At 43.8% G+C, this 25286-nt stretch carries 20 protein-coding genes; 9 read left to right on the forward strand and 11 right to left on the reverse strand.

Annotated elements, in window-relative coordinates; all coding sequences use genetic code 11:
• Positions 1-26: 26 nt before the first annotated feature.
• Positions 27-923, forward strand: coding sequence for a LysR family transcriptional regulator (locus P255_RS01910; RefSeq protein WP_004903071.1), 897 nt, complete (start codon positions 27-29; stop codon positions 921-923).
• On the opposite strand, the gene P255_RS01915 is transcribed toward P255_RS01910, so the two are convergent.
• The 4 genes from P255_RS01915 to radC all read right to left on the reverse strand — a co-directional run bounded on the left by P255_RS01915 (position 904) and on the right by radC (position 4044).
• On the reverse strand, positions 904-1509 hold the full coding sequence (locus P255_RS01915; RefSeq protein ID WP_004903072.1) for a LysE family translocator: 606 nt from the start codon (positions 1507-1509) through the stop codon (positions 904-906). The genes P255_RS01910 and P255_RS01915 overlap by 20 nt on opposite strands.
• Positions 1510-1640: 131 nt before the next feature.
• Positions 1641-2264 (reverse strand): glutathione S-transferase family protein, encoded by a 624-nt coding sequence (locus P255_RS01920; protein ID WP_004903073.1) that lies wholly within the window; start codon positions 2262-2264, stop codon positions 1641-1643.
• A gap of 147 nt (positions 2265-2411) precedes the next feature.
• Positions 2412-3323, reverse strand: a complete 912-nt coding sequence (locus P255_RS01925) for a bestrophin family protein (protein ID WP_004903076.1) — start codon at positions 3321-3323, stop codon at positions 2412-2414.
• Positions 3324-3330: 7 nt separating this feature from the next.
• Positions 3331-4044, reverse strand: a complete 714-nt coding sequence (gene radC, locus P255_RS01930) for a RadC family protein (RefSeq protein ID WP_035365235.1) — start codon at positions 4042-4044, stop codon at positions 3331-3333.
• A gap of 102 nt (positions 4045-4146) precedes the next feature.
• Between radC and coaBC the strand changes: the two genes are divergently transcribed.
• Positions 4147-5397, forward strand: a complete 1251-nt coding sequence (gene coaBC, locus P255_RS01935) for a bifunctional phosphopantothenoylcysteine decarboxylase/phosphopantothenate--cysteine ligase CoaBC (protein WP_004903079.1) — start codon at positions 4147-4149, stop codon at positions 5395-5397.
• Between the two features lie 72 nt (positions 5398-5469).
• Here the strand turns inward: coaBC and P255_RS01940 are convergent, their stop codons facing one another.
• Positions 5470-6771: an MATE family efflux transporter gene (locus P255_RS01940; protein ID WP_044450381.1), complete on the reverse strand. Its 1302-nt coding sequence runs from the start codon at positions 6769-6771 to the stop codon at positions 5470-5472.
• Between the two features lie 69 nt (positions 6772-6840).
• A complete protein-coding gene (locus P255_RS01945; RefSeq protein ID WP_004903082.1) occupies positions 6841-7299 on the reverse strand; it encodes a DMT family transporter in 459 nt (152 codons plus the stop codon).
• A 158-nt stretch (positions 7300-7457) separates the two neighbouring features.
• On the opposite strand from P255_RS01945, the gene hemW reads away from it, so the two are divergent.
• Positions 7458-8564, forward strand: a complete 1107-nt coding sequence (hemW, locus tag P255_RS01950; protein WP_370664280.1) for a radical SAM family heme chaperone HemW — start codon at positions 7458-7460, stop codon at positions 8562-8564.
• A 166-nt stretch (positions 8565-8730) separates the two neighbouring features.
• Here hemW and P255_RS01955 read toward each other — a convergent pair whose 3' ends face one another.
• On the reverse strand, positions 8731-9345 hold the full coding sequence (locus tag P255_RS01955) for a LysE family translocator (RefSeq protein WP_004903087.1): 615 nt from the start codon (positions 9343-9345) through the stop codon (positions 8731-8733).
• A gap of 200 nt (positions 9346-9545) precedes the next feature.
• On the opposite strand from P255_RS01955, the gene P255_RS01960 reads away from it, so the two are divergent.
• On the forward strand, positions 9546-10472 hold the full coding sequence (locus P255_RS01960) for a Dyp-type peroxidase (RefSeq protein WP_004903088.1): 927 nt from the start codon (positions 9546-9548) through the stop codon (positions 10470-10472).
• 54 nt (positions 10473-10526) lie between these two features.
• Here the strand turns inward: P255_RS01960 and P255_RS01965 are convergent, their stop codons facing one another.
• Complete coding sequence (locus tag P255_RS01965; RefSeq protein WP_004903091.1) at positions 10527-12350, reverse strand: acyl-CoA dehydrogenase C-terminal domain-containing protein; 1824 nt, start codon at positions 12348-12350, stop codon at positions 10527-10529.
• A gap of 221 nt (positions 12351-12571) precedes the next feature.
• Between P255_RS01965 and P255_RS01970 the strand changes: the two genes are divergently transcribed.
• On the forward strand, positions 12572-14827 hold the full coding sequence (locus tag P255_RS01970) for a hypothetical protein (protein ID WP_004903094.1): 2256 nt from the start codon (positions 12572-12574) through the stop codon (positions 14825-14827).
• Between the two features lie 58 nt (positions 14828-14885).
• Here P255_RS01970 and aroE read toward each other — a convergent pair whose 3' ends face one another.
• On the reverse strand, positions 14886-15674 hold the full coding sequence (aroE, locus tag P255_RS01975) for a shikimate dehydrogenase (protein ID WP_004903097.1): 789 nt from the start codon (positions 15672-15674) through the stop codon (positions 14886-14888).
• Between the two features lie 429 nt (positions 15675-16103).
• On the reverse strand, positions 16104-17042 hold the full coding sequence (hemF, locus tag P255_RS01980) for an oxygen-dependent coproporphyrinogen oxidase (protein WP_004903101.1): 939 nt from the start codon (positions 17040-17042) through the stop codon (positions 16104-16106).
• Positions 17043-17305: 263 nt separating this feature from the next.
• On the opposite strand from hemF, the gene hemN reads away from it, so the two are divergent.
• Positions 17306-18673: an oxygen-independent coproporphyrinogen III oxidase gene (gene hemN, locus P255_RS01985; RefSeq protein WP_004903103.1), complete on the forward strand. Its 1368-nt coding sequence runs from the start codon at positions 17306-17308 to the stop codon at positions 18671-18673.
• 159 nt (positions 18674-18832) lie between these two features.
• On the opposite strand, the gene ribA is transcribed toward hemN, so the two are convergent.
• The gene (ribA, locus tag P255_RS01990; protein WP_004754074.1) at positions 18833-19435 is read right to left on the reverse strand and encodes a GTP cyclohydrolase II; all 603 of its coding nucleotides are present in this window, start codon (positions 19433-19435) and stop codon (positions 18833-18835) included.
• Positions 19436-19738: 303 nt separating this feature from the next.
• Here ribA and dxs point away from each other — a divergent pair, with 303 nt between their 5' ends.
• From dxs to P255_RS02005, 3 genes are all read left to right on the forward strand, one after another.
• Complete coding sequence (gene dxs / locus P255_RS01995; protein ID WP_004903108.1) at positions 19739-21652, forward strand: 1-deoxy-D-xylulose-5-phosphate synthase; 1914 nt, start codon at positions 19739-19741, stop codon at positions 21650-21652.
• 121 nt (positions 21653-21773) lie between these two features.
• A complete protein-coding gene (locus P255_RS02000) occupies positions 21774-22604 on the forward strand; it encodes an inositol monophosphatase family protein (RefSeq protein ID WP_004903109.1) in 831 nt (276 codons plus the stop codon).
• Between the two features lie 630 nt (positions 22605-23234).
• On the forward strand, positions 23235-25127 hold the full coding sequence (locus tag P255_RS02005) for a DEAD/DEAH box helicase (protein WP_004903111.1): 1893 nt from the start codon (positions 23235-23237) through the stop codon (positions 25125-25127).
• Positions 25128-25286 lie beyond the last annotated feature (159 nt).

Raw genomic sequence — 25286 nt, forward strand, 5'->3', positions numbered from 1 at the left:
ATTTTTCAACGAATTAGATAAAAACAATGATTGAAGATATTCGTTATTTAATTATTTTTGCCAAGATTGCAGAATTTGGTTCGATTTCAAAAGCAGCAAAAGCTTTGGGTTTGTCGAGTGCTACCCTCAGTCAGCATTTGCATAAACTCGAAAAAAATTTAGCGTGCGCGTTGTTCTACCGCAATACGCGGAATATGACTTTAACTCATGATGGTGAACGACTGCTAGAAACAGCAAAGTCAATATTGGGATTGTATGAAACAGGAATGAGCGAGTTTAAACAGCGCTCACTTATCACCAAGCAGAAGTTACACATCTCGATTCCCGCCGTGTTTATTCACGGGCAATTTATGCAGCATGTCATGGCATTTGCTGAACAGCATGTGGATTTAAACTTACAGATCACTTGTGATGATCAGCGCAGCGATATTATTGAAGAAAATATTGATGTCGCATTTCGGATCGGTGAACTGCCGAATAGTGCATTTAAAGCCAAATATCTGTTTGCATTGCCACGCCGTATAGTGGCGACGCAAAAATTTCTCGACCAATATCCACCTGTTCAACAGCCAGATGATTTGCAACAGATGCGATGGATCGGTTTGAGTATGCGCCCTAATTCGAGAAGGCTTCAGCATGATAGAACAGGTGAAGACGTTGAAATTTGTTATCAGCCACAAGTTTATGTCAATAACGTGGAAGCATCATATGCATTGGTTAAACTACATGCAGGGCTTGCCGCACCGCCTGATGAATTAACACAAGCAGATCGGCAAACAGGACAAGTTGTCGAAGTCTTACCTGAGTGGAGATTGCCACCACTTAGTGTATATGCAGTTTGGCATGCTAATGTTCCCATCAGTGGCATTGCTTATGCCTTGATTCAGCATCTTTATCGAAGATTTAACCCTTCAATAGATTGATCAGCATCGAAAGCGCCACAATCATCAAAGCCCCGCCCATGATGGCATTTAACATGCCTATACGTGTGGGGTGAGTGACAATATGAGCCAGTTTTTGCCCGAACATTCCCCAGAGTAGTAAGCAACCGTAACACACTAAAAAATACAGACTAATAAAAATGATTAATGGTGCAGAACGATCTGGGACAGAAAAAAGTGTGACCCCTGAGGCACATGCAATCCACGCTTTAGGATTGAGCCATTGCAACAGAAAACCATGATAAAACTTAGGTGCTGAGTGTGGATGAGTGATTTGAATCTGTGTGGATGAACTTAAAATTCTGTAGCCTGTATAACCAATAAATAGTGATCCAACTACTGCTAAGCCCTTAAACGTAAAAGGATAAAGTATGAGGAGTTTGGAAAAGCCAAAACCCGTCACAATCAGCAGCAATGTAAATCCGATGGTTGCTCCTGAAATGAAAGGCAACGTTTTTTTCACCCCGTAAATCAGACTGGATGAAAGAATGGTGATATTTATAGGGCCAGGTGAAATTGACATGCTGAACGAGAAAATCAGCATACTGAACAGGATGGTGGCTTGCATGGCGATCTTAATTTTAAGGAGAAAGATCAAGCATACAAAGCCACTCAAAAATGATTAGGGGCAATTCATCAAAAACAGATTTAGATTTTTTTAAAGATTGAGATGAAAAGTGCAGATTACAGATGTTTCAATTAATTCTGCCCGTTATTGCCCCAGCGCAGATAGGCTTCACGCTGGCTAAGTAATTCATAATAACGCTTCACCTGCGGATAGTCAGGTTTGTCAAACGGAGTTAAGTACCAACGCTGTACCGATAGCCCAATCACAATATCGGCTAAAGAAAAATGCTCGCTTGTGATATAAGCCCCTGTTTTTTCCAGTTGTTGCTCAACCATCTTCATCATTTTGCTCCATGCCTGAATGCTCTTTTCCACCAGCTTTGGATCTTGATAGTCGGGAGAATGGCGAAACAAATTCATCAGAGCATACGTCCAGCTGTTATTCAGCTCAATGCCTTGCCAGTCAATCCACTGATCGATGATGGCACGTTGTTTGGCATCGGCTGGATAAAGGTTTTGCCCCGCATAAGCATTAGACAAATAGCGAATAATCGAATTGGACTGCCACAGTACAAAATCACCATCAATAATCACAGGAATGGTGGCATTGGGGTTGAGTTTCACAAACTCTGGTGCTTGAGGCGACTGAAAACCACGTCCCCAATCTTCACGTTCATAAGCAATATTTAATTCATCACAGAGCCAAAGCACTTTGCGGACATTGATTGAGTCGGCTCGACCTAAAATTTTAATCACGACATCATTCCTTGCGGGGGGATTGGAGTGAAAAAATGCTCAACAATCGATTTTTCATCACAACTTACACTCTCTTTATTTTTCTTGTATCGGGAGAAATGAAAGGGGAATGATGAAAAAGTCGAATCGAAGCATTTCAAGGTTTTTTTATAGCAAATTATGATTGTCTACCTGAATCGGGGCAGGGATTGGCTTACCCAGTGAACTCAGTAATTCACGCTCGATGAGGCGTACAATCGAATCTAGTGGTAAATCGTTATCTTGAGTGCCAAACGGCTCTTCAAGTTCGGCGCTGAGCATGTCGAGTCCCAAAAACAAATACGCCAGAATCCCGACAAACAGCGGTGTCCATAAGCCCAGAATCGATTCCAGACTAAAAGGCAGCAAAAAGCAGAAACAGTACACAGTACGATTCAATAGAACTGAATAAGAAAAAGGTAAGGGAGTGCTGGCAATTCGGTCACAACCTGCTTGGACATTGCCCATATCGACCACATGACTGTTGACCTGCTGATACAAAATATCGCTAATTTCACCGTCTTTGAGTGCTTGCATCAGCTCCCATTGAATCAGTCCCAAGGTATATTGCGGTGCGTTCAAATGCTGATTGAGCCGTTCTACGGCATGTTCATTTAAGCGACCTGTTTCAAGTAATTGGGTCGGGTTGGCAGTTTGATGGCGTAAACGGTCACGTAGCATGTTGGCAAATACAATCACATGGTGAATGACCCGCTCTCGGCGGGCATGTGACAAGACGCGGGTATCTCGGTCCATGTGGCGGGCATTGGCAATCAGTGCGCCCCAGAGTTTGCGACCTTCCCACCAGCGGTCATAGCAGGCATTGTTACGAAAGCCCAAAAAGATCGACAGAATTACCCCAAAAATGGTAAAGCCAATCGCAGGAACTTGTGGCACGTGCAACATACCATAATAAGTAAGTGTTGCAGTCACTGCGGAAGCCAGCATCACTACGGCTAAAGACGGCAGGACTTTAGGCAGGATTGTGCCTCTCCAAGAAAATAACAGGTTAAAAATATTACTTTTATCGCGGATAATCATAAGGCTTCTATCGCTTGTTCAATTCTGAAGGAGAAGGCAAAAGCTGTTGCTCCGCGAAAGAGAATGAACCTGTTGGTGAAATAATGCAATGGTCAAGTAATTGGATTTCAAGCAGTTGGCAGGCAGTAGCAATTTGCTTTGTCAATTCATAATCGGCAGCTGAAGGCTGTGCCATAGCAAACGGATGTGTGTGGGCAATCACAATATGTACGGCATGCTGGGAGATGGCATAGCGCAGCAGCTGATTGATGGAAATGCTGCAGTGTTGCAATGACCCAAAGAATAATTTCTTAAAGTCGAGTTTGTGCAATTCGGCATCTAGGCACAGCACGGCAAACACTTCCTGTTTTTCGCCTTGCAGCTCATAGCGTAAATAGTCCATGACCAAGGTTGATGAATCCAGTGCTTGGCGCAGCGACCGATAACTCTGGCTCAAATAGCGCCGTCCCAGTTCCTTGACTGCCATCAGTTGAGCGTATTTTGTTGGGCCAATGCCGTGAAAATTGGATAAATCGTTCAGTGAAGCATCAAAAACAGGCGCAAGCCCTTCAAAATGCTGAATCAGAACACGCGCAAGCTCTACGGCAGAATATTGCTGTGAACCTGAGCGCAGAAAAATTGCCAGTAATTCTGCATCAGATAAACTGCTCGCACCTTGGTTTAATAATCGTTCGCGTGGGCGTTCCTGTTCGGGCCATGATTTAATGCTGGATAAACTCATATTTTTTAATTCTAAATAAATCGTTGTTGTTTTTCCCATGACTTGGGATTCGCTATATTTAATGCTATTGTGAGCGCCACTGCAACACAAAGGTAGCCCCTCGTGAGCTTTGATGTAAGCGTAATTTCAAGCAAAAACATTCTGTTGGCTGTAACTGGTGGTATCGCTGCATACAAGAGTGCCATTCTGGTTCGCCGTCTAAAAGACTACGGTTTTAATGTCCGTGTGGTGATGACTCATGGCGCACAGGCGTTTATTACCCCACTTACTTTTCAGGCACTTTCAGGCAATGTTGTACATACCGAATTGCTCAATCCAGAAGCTGAAGCGGGAATGGGGCACATTGAACTGGCGCGTTGGGCAGACCTGTTACTGGTTGCACCTGCCAGTTGTGACACGCTGGCCAAATTTGCACATGGTCTAGCCGATGATTTGCTGAGTACTTTATATCTGGCAACCAAAGCGCCTGTTTGGGTAGCGCCTGCCATGAACCAGCAAATGTGGGCAGCCAAAGCCACGCAGCGTAATTTGCAGATGCTGGTTGAAGATGGCGTGCATGTGATTATGCCTGCGGCAGGGTCACAAGCTTGTGGGGATGTCGGTTTGGGGCGTATGCCAGAGCCTGAATTTTTGGCCGAGCAGGTCAAACTGTATTTTCATCAGACCCAGCGTGCAATTGCTGAAAAATTTGGTTTGCTGGCAGGCAAACGTGTGGTGATTACCGCAGGGCCAACCCGTGAAGCGATTGATCCAGTACGTTATATTTCTAACCATAGTACAGGGAAAATGGGTTTTGCTTTAGCCAGTGCCTGCTATGCTGCTGGGGCAAAAGTCACTTTAATTGCAGGGCCTGTCAGCCTTGACACGCCAAATGGTGTGGAGCGGGTGAATGTACATTCGGCTTTAGAAATGCTGGATCAAAGTTTGCAGCAGCTTGAATATGGCTGTGATATTTTTATTGCCACGGCTGCGGTGGCAGATTACCGTGTGGCGCAGGTTGCCGAGCATAAAATTAAAAAATCGGGCGATGAACTCGATGTTTCACTGATTAAAAATCCCGATATTGTGGCGACCATTGCCCAGCAGCAGAAACGCCCGTTTATGGTCGGTTTTGCCGCAGAAACCCGCAATGTTGAAGAATATGCCGCAGGTAAACTGGTCGCGAAAAAACTGGATATGATCGCCTGTAATGACGTGTCACGTAGCGACATTGGTTTTGCTTCCGATGAAAATGCCATGACGGTATTTTTTGCACAAAAGCATGCGTTACCAAAACGTGACCTTGCTAAAGCCAGTAAGCAGGAAATCGCACAGCAGTTGGTTGAAGCGATTGCCGATGCTTTAGTGCATTAAATTTCAGCTTTCTCAAGCCATAAAAAACCGCATCTGAAATTGATGCGGTTTTTTATTTCTCTGAAAATAAATTCAGTAGGCTTGCACTTTTAAACGCTGATTCATCCTATACAAACGCCCAAGCAACAGCACACATGCCACTGCCAAGCCCACAATCAGGCTGATCCAGATGCCCTGTGGCCCCATGTGCTGATAGCGAATCCAGTAAATACTGAGCGGTAATGCCACCACCCAATAAGCCAGTAAAGTAATCCACATTGGCGCTTGAGTGTCCTGCATCCCACGCAAACAGCCTGCGGCACTGACTTGCCATGCATCCATCATTTGATAAGCAATACAGAAAAACAGCAAATACACAGTCACCTGTGCCACGGCAGGGTCACTGGTATATAACGCAGCAATTTGGTTATGAAATAGCGCAATAAAACCCATGGTCAGACATGCTGTCGCTGTTGCTGTCATTAAGCCAAGTTTTTGTACTTTGCGCAGACCTTCCCAGTTTTTTTCTCCGTAATAGGTGCCCACCCGAATGGTCAGTGCAATCGCCAGTGACAGCGGAATCATAAATAGTTGTGAAGTGACCGAGATGGCAATTTGATGTGCAGCAATAATGGTATCGCCCAGTGGGCTGAGAATAATCGCGCCTGTCGAGAAAATACTGACTTCAAAAAACACGGCTAAACCAATCGGAAGACCCAAATCCCAAATCCGTTTGGCAATGGCTTTGTCCAATGCTTCCCAGTGACTGAAAATTTTATGCGTTTGATATTTTTTTGCTTTCCAAATATAGACTGCCAAAGTGGCCAGCATCAGCCATTGTAAAATCGCGGTGGCGAAACCACAGCCTGCACTGCCTAAATGTGGAATCGGACCGACTCCATACATAAAAATGTAATCCAGTGGCACCAAAACCACCAGTGACAACAAGCTAATCACAGTCACAGGGCGCGGATAACCCAGTGCTTCCGAATAACAACGCAGTGCCGTATATAAAGTGATCGCAGGCATACCAAAACCAACCGCATGCAAAAACAGGCTGGCTTTGGGCATTAAATCTACAGGAACTTTAAATAACGGTAATAGCAGCGGCATAAACTGGAGCAGTAACATGGCTAAAATGCCGAGTAGTCCTGCGACCCATAAAGATTGACGCACAATATGCGGAATTTGGTGCTCTTGCCGAGCGCCCAGCGCTTCAGCCACCAATGGGGTTGTTGCCAGTACAATGCCTGTAAACATCAGCATCACAGGAATCCAGATCCCGACACCAACGGCAATCGCAGCCAGATCGCTTGCGGACAAATGCCCCGCCATAATGGTATCAATCAGCCCTAAACCCGCTTGGGCAAACTGGGTAATCAGAATGGGAATCATAAGACTAAACAGGCGTCTGAGTTCCACGCCTGTCGAAGGAGTTTTTAGCACTGAAAATACTCAAATAAATTAGCGTTGTAGAGTAAGTAATACACCGACAAAAATTGCGACGGCTCCGCAAACACGTTGCCAAGAGATCGGGACACGCTCATTACCAAACCACGCAAAGTGATCCAGTAATATTGACATACTGATTTGACCAAACAGTACCAAACCAGAAAAGGTCAAAAAGCCCAGTTTAGGGGCAGTATAAATGCTCATGCTGATGGCATAAACCCCCAAACAGCCACCAAACCACAAATACCACGGTAACAGGCTCAAGGTCTGCCATTGCGGATAACTTTTGGTAAAAAACAGAACCAGCAGTAATAAAGTCAGTGTCCCGACACTAAAGGAAATCAGAGCAGCATGCAGCGCTGAGGTTAAATGTTCGCGTAAGGCACTGTTAATCGCCGTTTGAAAAGTCATGGCAATGCCCACACCAAAGGCAAGCGGACACAACCATAACAGGTGGACTGTAAGTTTCACGGCTGATCCTTGCTGTTGTTATTTTCAGTTCAGTGTAGCATTGCCCAGCGGCTTTTATGTGTCAGACATGCTAAAATCTACGATGGTTTTTCTTATTTTAGGCTGAGTTCTTGAGCTTGTTTAATCCGCAAAATATTCCGCTGTCGCTGTACATTCATATGCCGTGGTGTGTGCGTAAATGCCCATACTGTGACTTCAATTCGCATGCTGTACCCGATGGCAAATTGTCACTGGATTTGGAACAGGAATATTTACAGGCGCTGGTTGCAGACTTTGATACGCAGATTGAATGGGCACAGGGGCGCGAGATTCAGAGTGTGTTTATTGGTGGCGGAACGCCATCACTGATTTCGGCTGCAGGCTATCAGTGGTTATTTAGCGAATTAAAACAGCGTCTTAATTTTGCTGCCGACTGTGAAATTACTTTGGAAGCCAATCCAGGCACACTGGAACATCAGCCTTTTGCCGATTATTTACAGGCAGGCATTAACCGCCTGTCGATTGGTGTGCAGAGTTTTGACAACGAACATTTGCAGCGTTTAGGGCGGATTCATAGCAGTGACAATGCCCAAAAAGCCATTCAGCAAGCGAGAACAGCAGGTTTTGAACGGGTCAATGTTGATCTGATGCACGGCTTGCCACAGCAAACCCTTGAGCAAGCCTTACTGGATTTGCGTTTGGCGGTGGAATGTGGCGCAACGCATGTGTCTTGGTATCAGCTCACCATCGAACCGAATACAGTATTTTTCCGTACTCAGCCGATTTTACCCGATGAAGATGTACTGCTTGAGATTCAACAGCAAGGTGAAGCGTATTTAAAAGCACAAGGCTTTATCAATTACGAAGTGTCGGCATGGCGTAAAGAATTGCCTTCACGACATAATCTGAATTACTGGCAGTTTGGAGATTATTTGGCAATTGGGGCAGGGGCACACGGTAAAGTCACGCAGCCCGATGGCATTTACCGTTTCCAAAAAAGTCGGTTACCGAAGGATTATCTTGCCAAAGTGCCTGCGCCTGCATTGCAATGGCAACGCATTGAAGACGAAGATCTGCCTTTTGAATTTATGATGAATGCACTGCGTTTAAATGAAGGCGTACCGAGTGAGTTTTATCAGCAGCGTACAGGTTTGCCATTTTCCAGTGTTGCGGCAAGTGTTGAAAACTTACAGCAACAACAACTTTTGATCGAAGATGCTGAGCGACTTGCTTGTACTGAAAAAGGGCATTTATTTTTAAATAGCGTGCTAGAAGAGTTTTTATAAATTCTAGGATCAATCAAGAAAGTATGAAGTATTTGATAAGAATGAAAAACATTATCATGATTTTATCTTGGTGAATTGATATGAGATGAATTCAATCGTAATTTTCTAACTGAACTGGCATTCAACATGACAAAGGGGCAAAATGCCCCTTTATCGTGTCTGTATTTTAGCGTTTGCTGAATGCCAGTTTCAGCGCAAACAAAACAAAAACAGTACCCGTAATACGGTCAATACTCTGCACGATTTTCGGCTGTTTCAGATATTTGGCAAAAGGCTGTGAACCGATGATCAGGAAAGCCGACCAGATCAGTGTCAGTACAATATGAATCAGCACCAGCAACATAATCCAAGCGGTCGCTGCCTGTTGGTTTGGGACAAATTGCGGTAAAAATGAAATATAGAAAATCCCGACTTTTGGGTTCAGCAGATTACTCAGGCAGCCTTTGAGTAACCAGTTTTGCTGCGGAGTTGTACCTTGTTCAAAATTGCCCAAGTGCTGACGTGGGTTGCGCAGCATTTGTACCCCGAGCCAAGCCAGATAAATTGCCCCTGTCCATTTCAGCAGGGTAAAGGCAAATACTGAACTACTCAGCAATGCCCCCAGCCCACAGGCAACCACCAGTCCCCAGACCAGACACCCCAGATTAATTCCAATCGCCGCTTGTAAAGCTTTTTGCCGACTTTCCACTGTTGCTGTACGCAAAATTAGCGTGGTGTCCAGCCCAGGGGTAATTGTCAGTAAAGTAATCGCAATCAGATAAGAAATCATCAGGGTCGTCACAAGGTTGTGCGTCCTTTAGGTTGGGGAAAATGATCGTGACTCTGATTTTAACTGGATTGAACAAAATCGCAATTCTGTGGCAACTCATGGAAGGTGACTGTTTAGCGCAAAAAATATTATCAAAAATAGCCTATTAAGCAGGGAATGCTTCGGGCAGAATGATCCGAACGATAAATTACAATAGCATTTAGGAGCTTTTCATGACTGCTCAATCCGTGATTTTGCCATTACCTTCAGATCATGCGCGTTTTCTTGTGGTTCGTTTGAACCAGCTCAGTCTTCATAATTTAAAAAAACAACTCGAGAAATTTTTCTCGGAACGAGATCGTCTGATTACCCAGCATCCGAATGAGCAAATTAAAACTGCAGTGGCTTTTGGCCCTGACTTGTGGAGTCAGCTGCATAGCACCATGCCCGCAGGGTTCAAGCAGCTTGATCCACAAGCGGGTGCGTTTAACATGCCTGTGCAGCCTGCCGATATACTGATTCATATTGCCAGTCAGCGTACCGACATCTGTTTTTCTTTGAGTCAGACCTTTTTTAATGGCATTCATGACAAAGTGGAAGTCCTTGATGAACGCGCTTGCTTTCGCTATCTCGATGGGCGTGATTTAACGGGTTTTATCGACGGTACCGAAAACCCGCAATTTAGCGATGACCGTGAAGAAACCGCACTGCTTGGTGCAGAAGCAGGTGAATTTGCAGGGGGGAGTTTTGTCTTTGCCCAGCGTTATGTGCATGATCTGGACAAATGGCGCCGTTTAAAAGTCGATGCTCAGGAACAGGTGATCGGGCGAACCAAGCTTGAGTCGATTGAACTGGACGATGAAGCTAAACCTGAAAATGCCCATATTGCCCGTACTGTGGTGGAGGATGATGAAGGTGAGGAACTGGAAATCTTGCGTCACAGCCTACCGTATGGCGATGGGCATGGTGATCAGGGGCTATTTTTTATTGCCTATACCAAAGATTTGACGCGTATAGACCGTATGTTGCAGCGCATGTTTGGAACCAGTGGCGATGGAATTCATGACCGTTTGTTGCATTTTGTGACTGCGGTGGACGGCGCTTATTATTTCGCGCCATCAGAACGGTTACTGGAACAAGTCCTCGATTTAGACGATTAAAGCTAACCAATAAAAAGAGCGCATTGAGCGCTCTTTTTATTTTGAAATTATGGCTTAGTAATCAAAACTGAAATGTTCGACAGGTAAGCCAATCAGGCTTTTTGATGGGGTTACCGCAGATTCGGCATGTCCTTGGGAGCGTGGCAAAATACGGTCAAAGTAAAAATCTGCCAGTTTGATTTTGGCTTTATAAAACTCGATGGTTTCTGCACCGTCACCTGCTTCGATTTTTTCAGAAGCAATCGCGGCTTGTTGTGCCCAGAAATAGGCCATCATCACATAACCCGAGAACATCAAGAAGTCGACAGAGGCAGCCGATACCACATCGCGGTCTTTGCGGGCTGCCAAGAAAATTCGTACCGTAATCGCATTCCACTGTGCGCAAAGTTTGGTTAAATCCCAGATAAAGCGGCGCAAGTATTTGTTACGCGCATGGCGACCACAGAATTTTAAAATCTCCGCAGTATAGTCACGAATGATTTTACCTTTAGATGACAGCAGCACTTTACGTCCGATTAAATCCAGCGCTTGTACGCCTGTGGTACCTTCGTATAGGGTGGAAATACGGGCATCACGGACGATCTGCTCCATACCCCATTCTTTAATATAACCATGTCCGCCAAAGACCTGCATGCCATGATTGGCTGCTTCAAAGCCCAGCTCAGTCAGGAAACCTTTTAAAATCGGGGTGTAAAAACCGAGTTTGTCATCATAGGCTTCAAACTCTGCCTGATCACCACGTTTTAAAGCATCGTTCATTTTGTCAGCAAGCTGCGCAGCATAATAAATCATGGCGCGCCCACCTTCAGCGATGGCTTTTTGGGTCAATAACATACGACGCACATCGGCGTGGTGAATAATTGCATCAGCAGGTTTGTCTGGGTCTTTTTTACCTGACAGCGCACGCATCGACATACGCTGTTTGGCATAAGGCAGCGAACCTTGATAAGACAATTCTGCATGGGCGATACCTTGTACTGCTGTACCGATACGCGCTGTATTCATAAAGGTAAACATGGCATGTAAACCTTTATTCGGCTCACCAATCAGGAAGCCTTTGGCTTGGTCAAAGTTCAGCACTGCTGTGGCAGATGCCTTAATTCCCATTTTATGTTCAATCGAACCGCAATTCACCGCATTACGCTCGCCCACACCACCATCGGTATTTGGCAAGAACTTCGGCACAATAAACAGGGAAATACCTTTGGTGCCTTGAGGTGCATTTGGTAAACGTGCCAGCACAATATGCACAATATTTTCAGTCAGGTCATGTTCACCTGCCGAAATGAAAATTTTGGTGCCTGTAATATCATAGCTGCCATCGGCATTCGGCTCAGCCTTGGTTTTGACTTGCCCAAGGTCAGTACCACACTGTGGCTCAGTCAAACACATGGTACCACTCCATGTTCCTGCTACCAGATGCGGCATATACGTGGTTTTCTGCTCAGGCGTACCAAACTGCATAATGGTATTCATACAGCCCATACTTAAACCCGGATACATGGTAAATGACCAGTTGGCTGTACCCATCATTTCGGATTTAATCAGGTTGAGTGACATGGGTAAATCTTGCCCACCAAATTCTTCAGGGTAGGACAACCCTTGCCAGCCGCCTTGGACAAACTGCTCGTAGGCTTCTTTATAGCCTTTTGGTGTGGTGACGACGCCATCTTTAAAATGACAGCCTTCATCATCACCCGTTTGATATAACGGTGCGAGGACATTTTCACAATAATCTGCCGCCCCTTCCAAAATCATATCGACCGTGTCTTGATCAATATTTTCAGCATTGGAGAGGGTTTTATAGTGCTCAGGATAATGAAACACCTCGTTCATAAGGAAACGTATGTCACGTAGGGGCGCTTTATATGTGGTCATAAGGCAAATATCCTAATTTTTATTGCGTTCTGATGGATTTCATTATTCATAACCGTGTACTAATTACATTGATAGCCTGACTTGCAAGTGCTGTCAATAAGGCAAATCCGATGGATTGAATTACATAAAGCTATTATTTGTATATTATTATTTTTGTTAAAGTATCTCCGAAAAATCGCACTATAGCGATAAGTCGATATAACAAGACGGAAAAACAAGTGATGATGAAATTACAATATTTAACATGTTGTTTATTTGGTTTAAGTTTGACAGGTTGTTCACAGCATTTTGTTCAGTCACATCAAAAAACGGAACAAATTCAGGATCATACTGTACATGCAGTCAGTGCAATTTATGAGAATTCGGGCTTTGATTTCAAAGGGAATCTTAGTTTTGATGTGCAACAGAATACACATGCATTCAAGAAAAATCCTGAGTTAAATCCGGAGTTAAAAAACAAATTAAATCATTATTTGAGTACACAGCAAATCAATTTATCTGCCGAGCAGCGTCAGCAGCTTGAGTTTGCCTTGCTTCAGGAACAACTGCAAAACGGCAAGCAAAAGTGGTCACGTCTGCTTACAACAGGTTTCAATTTCTTACAAGATTTTCAAGTGAATTATCAGGGTGGCGTTGATTATCGCGATCAGGTGGCGGGTATGAACCTGACGGCTCGTTATCAGACCCCAAGTTTACAAATGCAGCTTAGTTATCCGCTCATCGTTGACTTGAAACAGGCGAAATTCTATACCAACGTTTTTGCATTTATGCCATTTTTGGCTGCTCCAGAACAGCGTGACCAGTTGATGTATTTTGACCTGTCTAAATTTAAAGGTCAGTTCAATCGGCTGGATATGCGTTTGTTGGTCGATTACCTGAAACAAAGCAATGCGTTGCCCTATATTCTGGCAACACCAGAACAGTTGACTCATGTCAGTGTAAGTGCCGCTGAACGCCAGCAGGGTGTTGTCGAAAAAGTACAATTGCACACCTCTCTTGAGGAATATGTTGCACAAAGCCTGAGCTATAGCACGGTCAATAGTGCTTATTTGACCCGGCATTTGCTTAGTGAAAAACCTGTCACTACAGAAGAAGTCAAGCAAGTCGATTTAAACCGTATGACGCCACAAGAGCAGGCAGATTGGGCCTATGATTTATGGAAAGATCATGCGGCTGTAGAAAATGAGGATACGGGTTTAACCGATACAAAAGACCTAGAGCCTGTGGCTTCTGCGGCAACAAGTGATACAGAAGATCATGCTGCGGCAGCTGTCAAAAATGACGCAGTAAATAGCGAGTTGAGTGCGAGTGAAGCTGAAGAATCTGATACAGAAGCGGCTGATGTATCCAAACAGCAATGCGTAAATTTGCAAAAACAACCGAAGTCGGCGAGTGTAGGGCAATATCAAACCTGTCTGGATGAAGGTGTTGATCTGTTTGCAACTCAGACACAGGATGACCAACTTGCAGAACAACTGGCCAAGACAGGGACAAATGTGTTTAAAGTGGTGGAACTGTTTAAAGGCCAATCATCGGAAAAATGGGTGAGCGCCACAGATTTTAAAACCCAGTGGCAAGCCAAACAACCTCAAATTCAGGCGTTGCTGGCGAAAGTAGAACAGCGTAATCCGTTAGTAATTGAGATCGGTATCGACCGTCAGGGACGCGCTGTCACCACCAATTATCAGGCACAATTGAAAGCTGATTCGATCAATAAGACTTTACATATCCGCTCGAATAACCAGTGGAGCAATTATGGTCATCCGAAAAATATTGACCGTGAGGGAATGCGTAAAGCTAAATCTTTTGACGAAGCGGCCCAAGGAACGGTATTACAGGAAAAAGCTGAGCAATTTAAGCGATTATTTGGGCAACACAGTTGGGATGAGCAAATTCAGCAGCTTGCTAACCAAGCATATGCACAAAACCATTCCTATATAAAAACCTATCAGCTTGTGTATGGCATGTTATTGTCGCTGAAATATCCGCAAATTATGCAGCATTATTCGGCACAGGATATTCAAGAGATTGCACTGGTCATGGCGTATTATGATGGTCAGGAAAATGGTAGTTACACGCCAAAAGGGCAGGAGCTGGCAAGAATCAAACAGCTGATTAAAAAACATCAGCTCGATTCAAGAACATTCTATAAAGTTGATGCGACACCGATTGTGAAAAAAGCGCAGCGCGAGGCAGGAGTGGCTAAGCAGTGGGCAATTATTCAAAAATCGTATAGCAGTAGTGAGTCACGCTTTGCCAAGCTCTATGAAGTCAGCTATTTAACTGCACACAATGAGGAGCAAGCTACGAATGATTTGAAGCATCTGGCCAATCGTTTGGGTCAATTTTATGTGCAGTCGCGTCAGAAGTCACCGAACTTGAGCAGTATTCAACAGGTGAGTAGTACTGAATATTTATATATGGATAAAGATGTATTTAAGTCTGTATATGTGCAGATTCTACAAAGTTCAAAATAGAAATAAGAGCGCAATCACATGGCAGGCAACCTTATGGTTGCCTGTTTTTTTATCGGGTTTAGAGGAAATCTCGCAGTTCGGGTTTAACACCATTCCAAATCGCAAAGGCTTCAACCGCCTGACCAACCAACATGCCAAAACCATCGCTATATGGCACTTGGCGCTGTGCAGCTTGATCGAGAAAACTGGACGGTTTGCCGTATGCCATTTCATAAGCATGGCTGAATTTTAACTGCGCTGGCAATTGTAAAGCATCGCCTGTTAGGCTGGCAGATGTGGCATTAATCACCAGATCAAATTCTCCGCTTAGCTGATCTAAACCAGTGGCAGATAATTCGGTATTGGGTACAGCCTGTTGTAAGTCAGTTATCAGTTGTTCTGCGCGAGCTAAGGTACGGTTGGCAATCACGATTTGTTTTGCACCCGCTTGGGCCAATGGATAAATCACGCCACGGGTTGCACCGCCTGCACCTAAAATCAGAATTTTACTATTTTTAAGTGACCAGCCTAGCGCCAAAATGGCATTGACTAGACCCTGACCATCAGTATTGTCACCATGCAGTTGTCCATCTTGCATCCATAAGGTATTGACTGCTTTGGCAATTTTGGCACGTTCAGTGAGTTGCTGGCACAAGGCAAAGGCTTGTTCTTTAAAGGGTACGGTGACATTTAACCCGATACCACCTGACTGAAAGAAATCTTGAATGTTGTGTTCAAAGCCATCAAGAGGAGCAAGACGCTTATTGTAAGTGAGATCGATACCTAATTTTTGGGCAAAGGCATGATGTAGTTCAGGAGAGCGCGAATGTTCGATTGGATTACCAACAACAGCAAACTGTTTGCTCATGTTTTGATGTCCATGCGGTGAAAAAATTGCCCTCAATATACGTGAATTTTCACCTTGAAAAAACTAAAAAGCCTGTTTATGGATTACAGATGCCTTCAATTTTTTCCCAGAGTAGTGCCAAAACTAAGCTGATGAGAAGCATACTCAGCATAATGCTGAACAGAATGGATACGCCATCAGAAATGTGGTTGTTAACTGTGAATGTAGTTGTCATAGAACAGATGAGTAGGCTCAGTGTAAGAACAAAAAAACTACCTTTGTGATTATGAAATAGATTAAACATGGTGACTCTCATTCCTCGATGAGCTTGTATTACAGCAGATAAATTTTAAACGGATATGACAAAAATATCCTGAGTCTTTTGTAAGAATAATTATTATTTATAGTGAAAAAAGGCAGTTGAATTTAACTGCCTCAAAAGTCTTACTTTTATAATTCATTGAGCCAGTCTTGTGGTTTTAAATAATACTCGGTTAAGCGTCGTTCAGGAGAATCTTGCTCCCATTCGGGGCGGTATGACCATGCTGCCAGATTAGGTAGACTCACCAAAATAGATTCAATCCGTCCACCTGTTTGTAGACCAAAAAGTGTACCGCGATCATACACCAGATTAAATTCTACATAACGCCCACGTCGGTAGAGTTGAAACTCACGTTGTGCTTCGCTATACGGTTGTTCGCGGTGTTTTTCAAAAATGGGTAAAATTGCATTCAGATAACCATTACCTACAGCTTGCATATACTCAAAGCAGGTTTCAAAATCCCAGCAATTTAAATCATCAAAAAATAAACCACCGACTCCGCGCTGTTCATCGCGATGTTTTAAATAAAAATAATCATCACACCATTGTTTATGCTTGGCATATACATCTTCCCCAAAAGGCTGACACAAGTCATGTGCGGCCTGATGCCAGGCTTTAATGTCGGCATCGTCTGGGTAAAATGGAGTGAGGTCATAACCGCCACCAAACCACCATACTGGATCACGACCTTCGGGTTCTGCGACAAACAGGCGTACATTGGCGTGCGAGGTTGGAATGTGTGGATTTTTTGGGTGGATGACTAAAGACACGCCGAGAGCCTGTGCTTTGGCACCTGCAATTTCAGGATGGCGAGCCGTGGCTGATTCAGGCAGTTTACTGATATTGATGTGTGAAAACATCACGCCGCCTTTTTCAATCACTGTGCCGTTTTGTAGTACACGAGAACGTCCACCACCACCTTCAGGGCGTTGCCAGTCATCAATCTCGAATCGGGCAGTACCACCACCAGCTTGTTCTTGTTGTTCAAGACGCTCACAGATTCTTGCCTGCAAGTCGAGCAGAAATTCGCGTACACGCTGAATATCGACTGAAGTCGGATGCTGCATCACAATCCTCATTTAAAAGAGCAAATATGGCATACATCAAAACATAGAAATGTCAAAAAATTAAGAAATTTTAAATTTATACATAAAAATCAAAGTGTTTTAGTCGGAATAATAATGATATTTTGATCGTGAAATAGCAGTCGTGCCATGTCGTTATTGCTTGAAATCTTGCTGATAGCCGATCAGAATAAACATGCATTTAGGATCAATCTTTCCAAATTTTGCCTGTTGTGGTCAGCAACATCACCAAGAGTTGAGTAAATATGGGTACAACCTCGTTAATTCAAAAATATAATGTTCCAGGACCACGCTATACCAGTTATCCAACTGTGCCGTATTGGGATGATCAGGCATTTTCACTGGAACTTTGGCAGCAGACCTTAAAACGTGCCTTTGATGAATCTAATACCAGCGAAGGCATTAGTTTGTATATTCATCTGCCATTTTGCGAAAGTTTATGTACCTTTTGTGGTTGCCATAAACGCGTTACCAAACGCCATGAGATGGAACAGCCGTATATTCAGGCGGTGCTCAAAGAATGGAATTTGTATTGTCAGTTATTACAAGATCGCCCAGTCATTAAAGAAATTCATTTGGGTGGCGGGACGCCGACTTTTTTCTCAGCCGAACATTTGCTTGAGTTGATTCAGGGGATTTTAGCCAAAGCTGAGATTGCACCACAGCACGAATTTAGTTTTGAAGGGCATCCGAACAATACCACCCGCGAACATCTGCAAACCTTATATGATCTGGGCTTTCGCCGTGTGAGTTATGGGGTTCAGGATTATAATTTAAATGTGCAAAAAGCCATTCATCGTATTCAGCCGTTTGAGCATGTCGAGCAAGTCACGCGTTGGGCGCGTGAAATTGGTTATGAATCGATTTCTCACGATCTGGTTTTTGGCTTGCCATTTCAAAGTCTGGAAGATGTACTGAACACCATTGAAAAAACCAACAGTTTAAGTCCAGACCGCTTGGCATTTTACAGTTATGCACATGTGCCTTGGATCAAAGGCAATGGTCAGCGCGGTTTTAAAGATCAGGATGTACCTAAAGATGATGTGAAACGCACGCTATACGAAGAGGGTAAAAAGCGTTTGTTGGCACATGGTTATCATGAAATTGGTATGGATCATTTTGCTCTGGAACACGACAGCATGTATCAGTCATTTCAGCAGGGCAGTTTACACCGTAACTTTATGGGGTATACCTCATCGAAAACCAAAGTCATGATCGGTTTGGGATTATCTTCGATTAGTGATAGCTGGTACAGCTTTGCTCAAAATGAAAAAACGCTCGAAGATTATTATGCGCGTTTAGAGCAAAATCAAATTCCTGTGTTTAAAGGGCATATCCTGTCGCAGGAAGATTTAATCATTCGCCAGCATATTCTGAACTTGATGTGTACTTTTAAAACTTCGTGGGCAGACCCGAGTATGGCATTTCCTGAATTGTCAGAAGTGCTGAGTCAGCTTGAAGAAATGCAGCAAGATGGCTTGTTGACGCTTCAGCCACAAGGCATTCAGATTACTGAACAAGGTAAGCCGTTTATTCGCAATATCTGTATGGCGTTCGATTTGCATCTAAAACGAAAACAGCCGCAGACGCGAATTTTCTCGATGACGATTTAATTCACTTTATTTTTATAAGTCCTTTGTCTTTCTCTCTATGCAAGAAAAATAAAGAGGGTGTAGATAATGATGAAAGAAGCCTAATTTTCTAAAAATAAAAAGGGCATTTTAAAATGCCCTTTTTATTTGCCTGAACTGGCTGATTTAAAATGTGGTGACTTAAAAGTCATCTTCTTTATACATGTGTGACATGCGGTCATGTTTGGTTTTTAAGTATTGCTGGTTAAATGGATTTAAACCCACAGTCAGTGGTACACGATCAACCACATCAATACCTAAATCACGCAAGGCAATCAGTTTAAGCGGGTTGTTGGTAATCAATTTAACTTGATGTACTTGTAGGTGATCGAGCATGATTTTACACATGTCATAGCGGCGTGCATCGGCAGGCAAGTTCAGCATCAGGTTTGCATCGACTGTGTCATGTCCCTGATCCTGCAAGGCGTAGGCGCGGATTTTATTGGTGAGTCCAATGCCGCGACCTTCCTGACGCAAGTATAAAATGACCCCTTGACCTGCTTCATTAATCATGTGCTGGGTCGCTTTAAGCTGCGGGCCACAATCGCATTTTAAAGATGAAAATGCATCGCCTGTGAGGCATTCAGAGTGAATGCGCACTAAAACTGGTGCAGTTGCTGGCATATCCAAACCTTTCCATAAGGCGACATGTTCTTCACCTGTTTCAGGGTCTTGAAATACACTAATATGAAATTCACCAAATGCGGTTGGAAGTTTAGAAGTAGCAACAAAAGCAATCGGCACAGTCAAACTCTTTCGTCATCAATTAGTCGACCAAAGTATAGCGCAATGATCAGATATTGATAGCTTGAGCATACAAAAATTACGCCAATCAATTTATTTTTTTGTAGAAAGCAAATAATAATAGTTGAATATCGCTATCATTTTTCAGGATAATCACAGCCTTGTCTAGGACAAAAGCAATGTGTAAGACTACATCAAAAGACATGTGGCTCATTGAAAACAACGCTCGATAAGGTAGAATTATCGATTTAACGCAATATACCTAGCTTAGGATTTGCCAGGCTCTAGAAGGCTTTGCCACATATGTTGTATACAGAAATACCAACTCAACGTCCTGTTACGCCGTTGTTGAATGCGATTGATCATCCGCAGCAATTACGTCAGCTAGATCAAAGCCAGCTCGAACAAGTGGCGGATGAGTTACGTCAATATATCTTGTATGCGGCAGGACAAAGTGGTGGGCATTTTGGTGCAAACCTAGGTGTGATTGAACTGACTGTTGCACTACATTATTGCTTCAATACTCCGCAAGACCGTTTGATTTGGGATGTAGGGCATCAGGCATATCCACATAAAGTGTTGACGGGGCGACGTGAACAACTGCCGACCATTCGTAGTAAAAACGGTCTAGCAGCATTTCCTGCACGTGATGAGTCTGAATTTGATACTTTCGGTGTGGGACATTCGTCGACTGCGATTTCTGCGGGACTGGGTATGTCGCTGGCATGCCGCTATCAAAACAAACCGCGTGATGTGGTGTGTATTGTTGGTGATGGTGCCATGACTGCTGGTATGGCATTTGAAGCCATGAATGATGCAGTAGCGCACCAAGCTGACTTAATCGTGATTTTAAACGACAATGATATGTCGATCTCATGCAGTACAGGCGGGTTTGCCAAGCATTTGGCTGCCATTTGGGAGCAGGGACAATTCGTCAATATTAATGCCGATGGCGATGCCGTAATCGAGCCGCATCCTGAGTGGGCATATACCTCACGCTTGCATCAGTCTGCAACTCAAGAAGCAGATAACTTGTTTAAAGCCATTGGGTTTGAATACTTTGGGCCATTTGACGGTCATGATGTTCAGCAACTGGTTCAAGTCCTGAATGCGCTGAAACAGCGTAAGGGACCACGTTTGGTGCATGTCTATACCAAAAAGGGCAAAGGTTTTGCACCCGCAGAAGCTGACCCGATTGGTTATCACGCCATTGCAAAACAAGTGGTTTTGGTTGCTCCAGCCAAGAAAAAGTCAGCTCCAAAATATTCCGATGTTTTTGGGCAGTGGTTGTGTGATGAAGCTGCACAAGATTCGCGTTTGCTTGCCATTACTCCAGCCATGTGTGAAGGCTCGGGCATGGTGAAGTTTGCTAAACAATATCCTGAACGTTTCTTTGATGTTGCGATTGCTGAGCAACATGCTGTGACACTTGCAGCAGGCATGGCATGTGAAGGTTTAAAACCTGTAGTCGCGATTTATTCGACCTTCTTGCAACGTGGCTATGACCAGCTTGTTCATGATGTTGCCTTGCAAAATCTGGATGTGACCTTTGGGATCGATCGTGCTGGTTTGGTGGGGGAAGATGGACCAACGCATGCAGGTGCATACGATTATGCTTATATGCGGACCATTCCGAATTTGGTGATTATGGCACCAAAAGACGAAAATGAATGCCGCCAAATGCTACATACTGCCTATGCTTACGAAGGGCCTGCGGCAGTACGTTATCCACGTGGCGTAGGCGCAGGTGTAGAGATTGAGCAGAAATTGACGGCTTTACCAATTGGTCAGGCGGAAATTGTACTTGAACTCAACAGCCAGTATGACGATAAAATCAGTATTCTGGCATTTGGTAGCCGAGTCATGCCTTGCCTGAAAGTTGCAGAAAGCCTTGCGAAGCAGCTTGATGTTGCCGTTACCGTTGTAAATATGCGTTTTGTCAAACCGCTGGATGAAAACATCATTCAGCAACTTGCAGCAACCACAGCACTGTTCGTTACCGTTGAAGAACATGCAGTCATGGCAGGTGCAGGCAGTGCCGTCAATGAATATTTGGCACAAGCCCAGATTGTAAAACCTGTGCTGAATTTAGGTTTGCCAGACAGCTTCCTGCATCAGGCAGAGCATGCACAAATGTTGCACGATTGTGGACTCGATGCAGAAGGTATTGAGCAGTCGATTGTACAAGCATGGAAAAAAGCCTTACAACTTGTATAGTTTTTTCTGGTTACACATTTCGAAATATTTTTTAGCAAAAAGCGCAGATATTTGTTAAAATGCCTGCGCTTTTATGCATTATTCTTTGTCAAAATCTTCTTGTATTTTTAGTGGGTGTTCAATGGAACCTATGGTGGTGATGGCTGCGCGTGCGGCTCAAACAGTTGGTCAAGAGCTTTTAAAAGCGCATCAAAATCGTCATAAACTCGATTTACAAGTTGAAGAAAAAGGCATCGACGGTCCTGTGACACGTGTTGACCGTTACTTGGAACAACTGACTATCGATACCCTTCGTAAAAGCTATAAAAACCACAGCTTCTTAGGCGAAGAGTTTGGTATGCAAGAAGGCAAAGGCCATGATGCAGACTGGTGTTGGGTCATCGATCCTTTAGATGGCACATTAAACTTCGTCAATGGCGTTCCACATTTCTGTATTTCTATCGCAGTACAACACAAAGGCATTACTCAACACGGTGTGATCTATGATCCTGTGCGTGATGAGTTATTCTCTGCAAGCCGTGGTCGCGGTGCGATGATGAACCAACGCCGTATTCGTGTAAATGTTCGTGATAGCTTAGAAAGCACGTTCATCTCTGTAGGTCACGCTTACCGTGCCAAACGTAATGGTCAAATCATTTCTTATGCAAAACAACATTTTGATGCATTGCTTGCAGTGACTGAAGCAGGTGCACAATTCCGCCGTACAGGTTCAGCTGCGTTGGATTTGGCTTATGTTGCAGCAGGTCGTTTCGATGGTTTCTTTGAACTTGGTTTGAAACCATGGGACATCGCAGCAGGTGAGTTAATTGTGAAAGAAGCGGGCGGTACAGTTGTAGACGCACGTGGTGGTACAGACTCTATGGATAATGGTCAAGTGTTGGCATGTTCAATGAAAATGCTAAAACCATTAATGCAAGCTGTCGTTCCTGCCTGGGCAGATGCTGCTAAGTAAGATTGCATATCCAACTATGGATATTTAAAAAGTGACTCGTAAGAGTCACTTTTTTATGCCAGTAAAAAAATCATGATCTGAGAAATAAAAAATGCTCCCACTGATAAATGATCTAGATAGATTAAGTTGGCATAGATGACGATCATTTTATCTGTAATGCTTGCTTTGAGTGAGAGAGGGTGTTTGTAATAGAAACCACGATATAACAGGTAATAATGCGCATCCAATACATCAGAAACTCTCTTTTTTTTGAAATTTAATTTTAAAAATTTTAATAAAATTCAAATACTTTAATTTAATGACATAAAAGCCAATCAAAAAAGGTGACTTTCTAAAATTTTCTGCTATAATTCTCAGACGCACTTAATTTTCGTTCATTACCTGAACATTATCTTCTAATCATTGTATGCGCGTCTTGTCCATAGAGAGGACATATCCTTCGCGCCCCAATCGCTTAAGCGATTCCTTCAGGTTTGCGGCAGTAATCATGTGTGCGTTATATCCACATCGTCGTTATTCGGATCGCTGCTGAATTCTTATATTTTCAGCTCTAATTGCTGTACCGCTTTTTGCCGATGTCCATATTGTAATTTATTAAATGGAGCACCCACTTCAGGGTGAATACTCTCTATGAGCAAAACTTTTGCTGATTTTTCCCTTGATGAGTCATTAACACAGGCTCTTGAAGGTTTAGGTTTTACTACGCCAACTCCTGTACAAGAACAAGCTATTCCTGCTGCACTTGAAGGTAAAGACCTTCTAGTATCAAGCCAAACGGGTTCTGGTAAAACTGCTGCATTCTTGCTTCCAACTTTGAATGCGCTTGCAAATCAAGAAACTTTCGTACCGTTTAAAGAACGTATGAAAGCAATTACTCAACCGTCAATTCTAGTGATTTCTCCGACTCGTGAGTTAGCACAACAAGTATGTCAAGATGCGATTGCATTTGTTCGCCATATGAAGGGCGTTCGTGTTGCTGCAATCATGGGTGGTATGCCTTTTGGTAAGCAAATCCAACAGCTTAAAGGCGCGCAAGTGGTTGTTGCGACTCCAGGTCGTTTACTTGACCTTGTTAACCGTCGTCAAATCAAACTTGATAAAGTTGATTCGTTAATTGTCGATGAAGCTGACCGTATGCTTGATCTAGGTTTCTCTGAAGATCTAGAAGCAATTGGTGAATTAGCGGCTAACCGTAAACAAACGTTGATGTTCTCTGCAACTTTTGCACCGCGTATTATTACGCTTGCTGAACGCATGATGAATGATCCGATGCGTATTGCGATCGAAACAGGTCACTCTACAAATACAGACATCACTCAAACATTGCATTGGACTGATGGCTTTGAACACAAGAAAAAATTATTAACTCACTGGTTATCTGATGAGTCAGTAGATCAAGCAGTTGTGTTTGCTTCAACTCAAGAAGATACAGATATGTTGGCTGAAGAGCTTGCTGAAGCAGGTTTATCAGTTGTTGCACTTCATGGTGCAATGCCACAAACAGTTCGTAACCGTCGTTTACGTAGTATTCGTGAAGGTCGTGCAAAAATCCTTGTTGCTACTGACGTAGCAGCACGTGGTCTTGACGTACCAACAATTTCACACGTAATTAACTTCGGTCTTCCGATGAAAAATGAAGACTATGTACACCGTATTGGTCGTACAGGTCGTGCGGGACGTACAGGTAATGCAATTACTTTAGCGACTTACCGTGAGCGTGGTAAAATTCGCGCTTTAGAAGATTTCTTAGATGCACGTTTAAGTGTATCTGAAATCGAAGGTCTTGAGCCATCTCCACCTCCTGCACGTAGTGGTCGTGATGGCGGTGGTCGTGGTCGTGATGGCGGCGGTCGTGGTCGTGGCGGTCGTGATGGCGGTCGTGGTGGTTTCGGTGGTGGTCGTCGTTTTGAAGGCGAAAGCAACTTTAAACGTCGTGAAGGTGGTGATGATCGCCCACGTCGTAGTTTTGATGACAAACCTCGTGGTGAACGCCCAGCGTTTGGTGGTGAAGATCGCCCACGTCGTGATTTCGGTGATCGTCCAGCTCCACGTCGTGAAGGTGGTTTTGGTGACCGTCCACAACGTTCGTTTGATGACCGTCCAAAACGTGATTTCGGTGATCGTCCAGCTCCACGTCGTGAAGGCGGTTTTGGCGACCGTCCACAACGTTCGTTTGATGATCGCCCAAAACGTGATTTCGGTGATCGTCCAGCTCCACGTCGTGAAGGCGGTTTCGGTGATCGTCCACAACGTAGCTTTGGTGACAAACCGCGTTCTAACGATGACAACCGTGGTAACCGTGTAGATTACAAGCCAGCTCGTGATGGAGCTGATCGTCCGCGTCGTGATTTCGGTGATCGTCCAGCTCCACGTCGTGAAGGTGGTTTCGGTGATCGTCCACAACGTTCTTTCGATGATCGTCCAAAGCGTACTTTTGGTGGTGAAGAACGTCCACGCCGCGAGTTCAACTCAGATCGACCACGTCGTGAAGATGGTGAGCGTCGCCGTAAATTTAACGACTAATATTCGTTAGAATTTATTGTAAAAAGCCAGTTTTCTAACTGGCTTTTTTTTACTAAAAGTTATTTTTTATAAATGTAAAAACATCTTAAGTAAAAGATTTTAATTTTCTAATTTAATTTTAAATAGTGCTATTTATCAAAAACTTGATTGTTTTTTAAG

The organism is Acinetobacter brisouii CIP 110357 (assembly GCF_000488275.1).
Taxonomy (GTDB): Bacteria; Pseudomonadota; Gammaproteobacteria; order Pseudomonadales; family Moraxellaceae; genus Acinetobacter; species Acinetobacter brisouii.

Excerpts from the sequence above, each read along its gene's own strand:
- P255_RS01910 (WP_004903071.1), top strand. The coding sequence starts at position 27 with ATGATTGAAGATATTCGTTATTTAATTATTTTTGCCAAGATTGCAGAA.
- P255_RS01915 (WP_004903072.1), bottom strand. The coding sequence starts at position 1,509 with ATGCAAGCCACCATCCTGTTCAGTATGCTGATTTTCTCGTTCAGCATG.
- P255_RS01925 (WP_004903076.1), bottom strand. The coding sequence starts at position 3,323 with ATGATTATCCGCGATAAAAGTAATATTTTTAACCTGTTATTTTCTTGG.
- radC (WP_035365235.1), bottom strand. The coding sequence starts at position 4,044 with ATGAGTTTATCCAGCATTAAATCATGGCCCGAACAGGAACGCCCACGC.
- P255_RS01940 (WP_044450381.1), bottom strand. The coding sequence starts at position 6,771 with ATGATTCCCATTCTGATTACCCAGTTTGCCCAAGCGGGTTTAGGGCTG.
- hemW (WP_370664280.1), top strand. The coding sequence starts at position 7,458 with ATGCCGTGGTGTGTGCGTAAATGCCCATACTGTGACTTCAATTCGCAT.
- P255_RS01960 (WP_004903088.1), top strand. The coding sequence starts at position 9,546 with ATGACTGCTCAATCCGTGATTTTGCCATTACCTTCAGATCATGCGCGT.
- P255_RS01965 (WP_004903091.1), bottom strand. The coding sequence starts at position 12,350 with ATGACCACATATAAAGCGCCCCTACGTGACATACGTTTCCTTATGAAC.
- P255_RS01970 (WP_004903094.1), top strand. The coding sequence starts at position 12,572 with ATGATGAAATTACAATATTTAACATGTTGTTTATTTGGTTTAAGTTTG.
- aroE (WP_004903097.1), bottom strand. The coding sequence starts at position 15,674 with ATGAGCAAACAGTTTGCTGTTGTTGGTAATCCAATCGAACATTCGCGC.
- hemF (WP_004903101.1), bottom strand. The coding sequence starts at position 17,042 with ATGCAGCATCCGACTTCAGTCGATATTCAGCGTGTACGCGAATTTCTG.
- hemN (WP_004903103.1), top strand. The coding sequence starts at position 17,306 with ATGGGTACAACCTCGTTAATTCAAAAATATAATGTTCCAGGACCACGC.
- dxs (WP_004903108.1), top strand. The coding sequence starts at position 19,739 with ATGTTGTATACAGAAATACCAACTCAACGTCCTGTTACGCCGTTGTTG.
- P255_RS02000 (WP_004903109.1), top strand. The coding sequence starts at position 21,774 with ATGGAACCTATGGTGGTGATGGCTGCGCGTGCGGCTCAAACAGTTGGT.
- P255_RS02005 (WP_004903111.1), top strand. The coding sequence starts at position 23,235 with ATGAGCAAAACTTTTGCTGATTTTTCCCTTGATGAGTCATTAACACAG.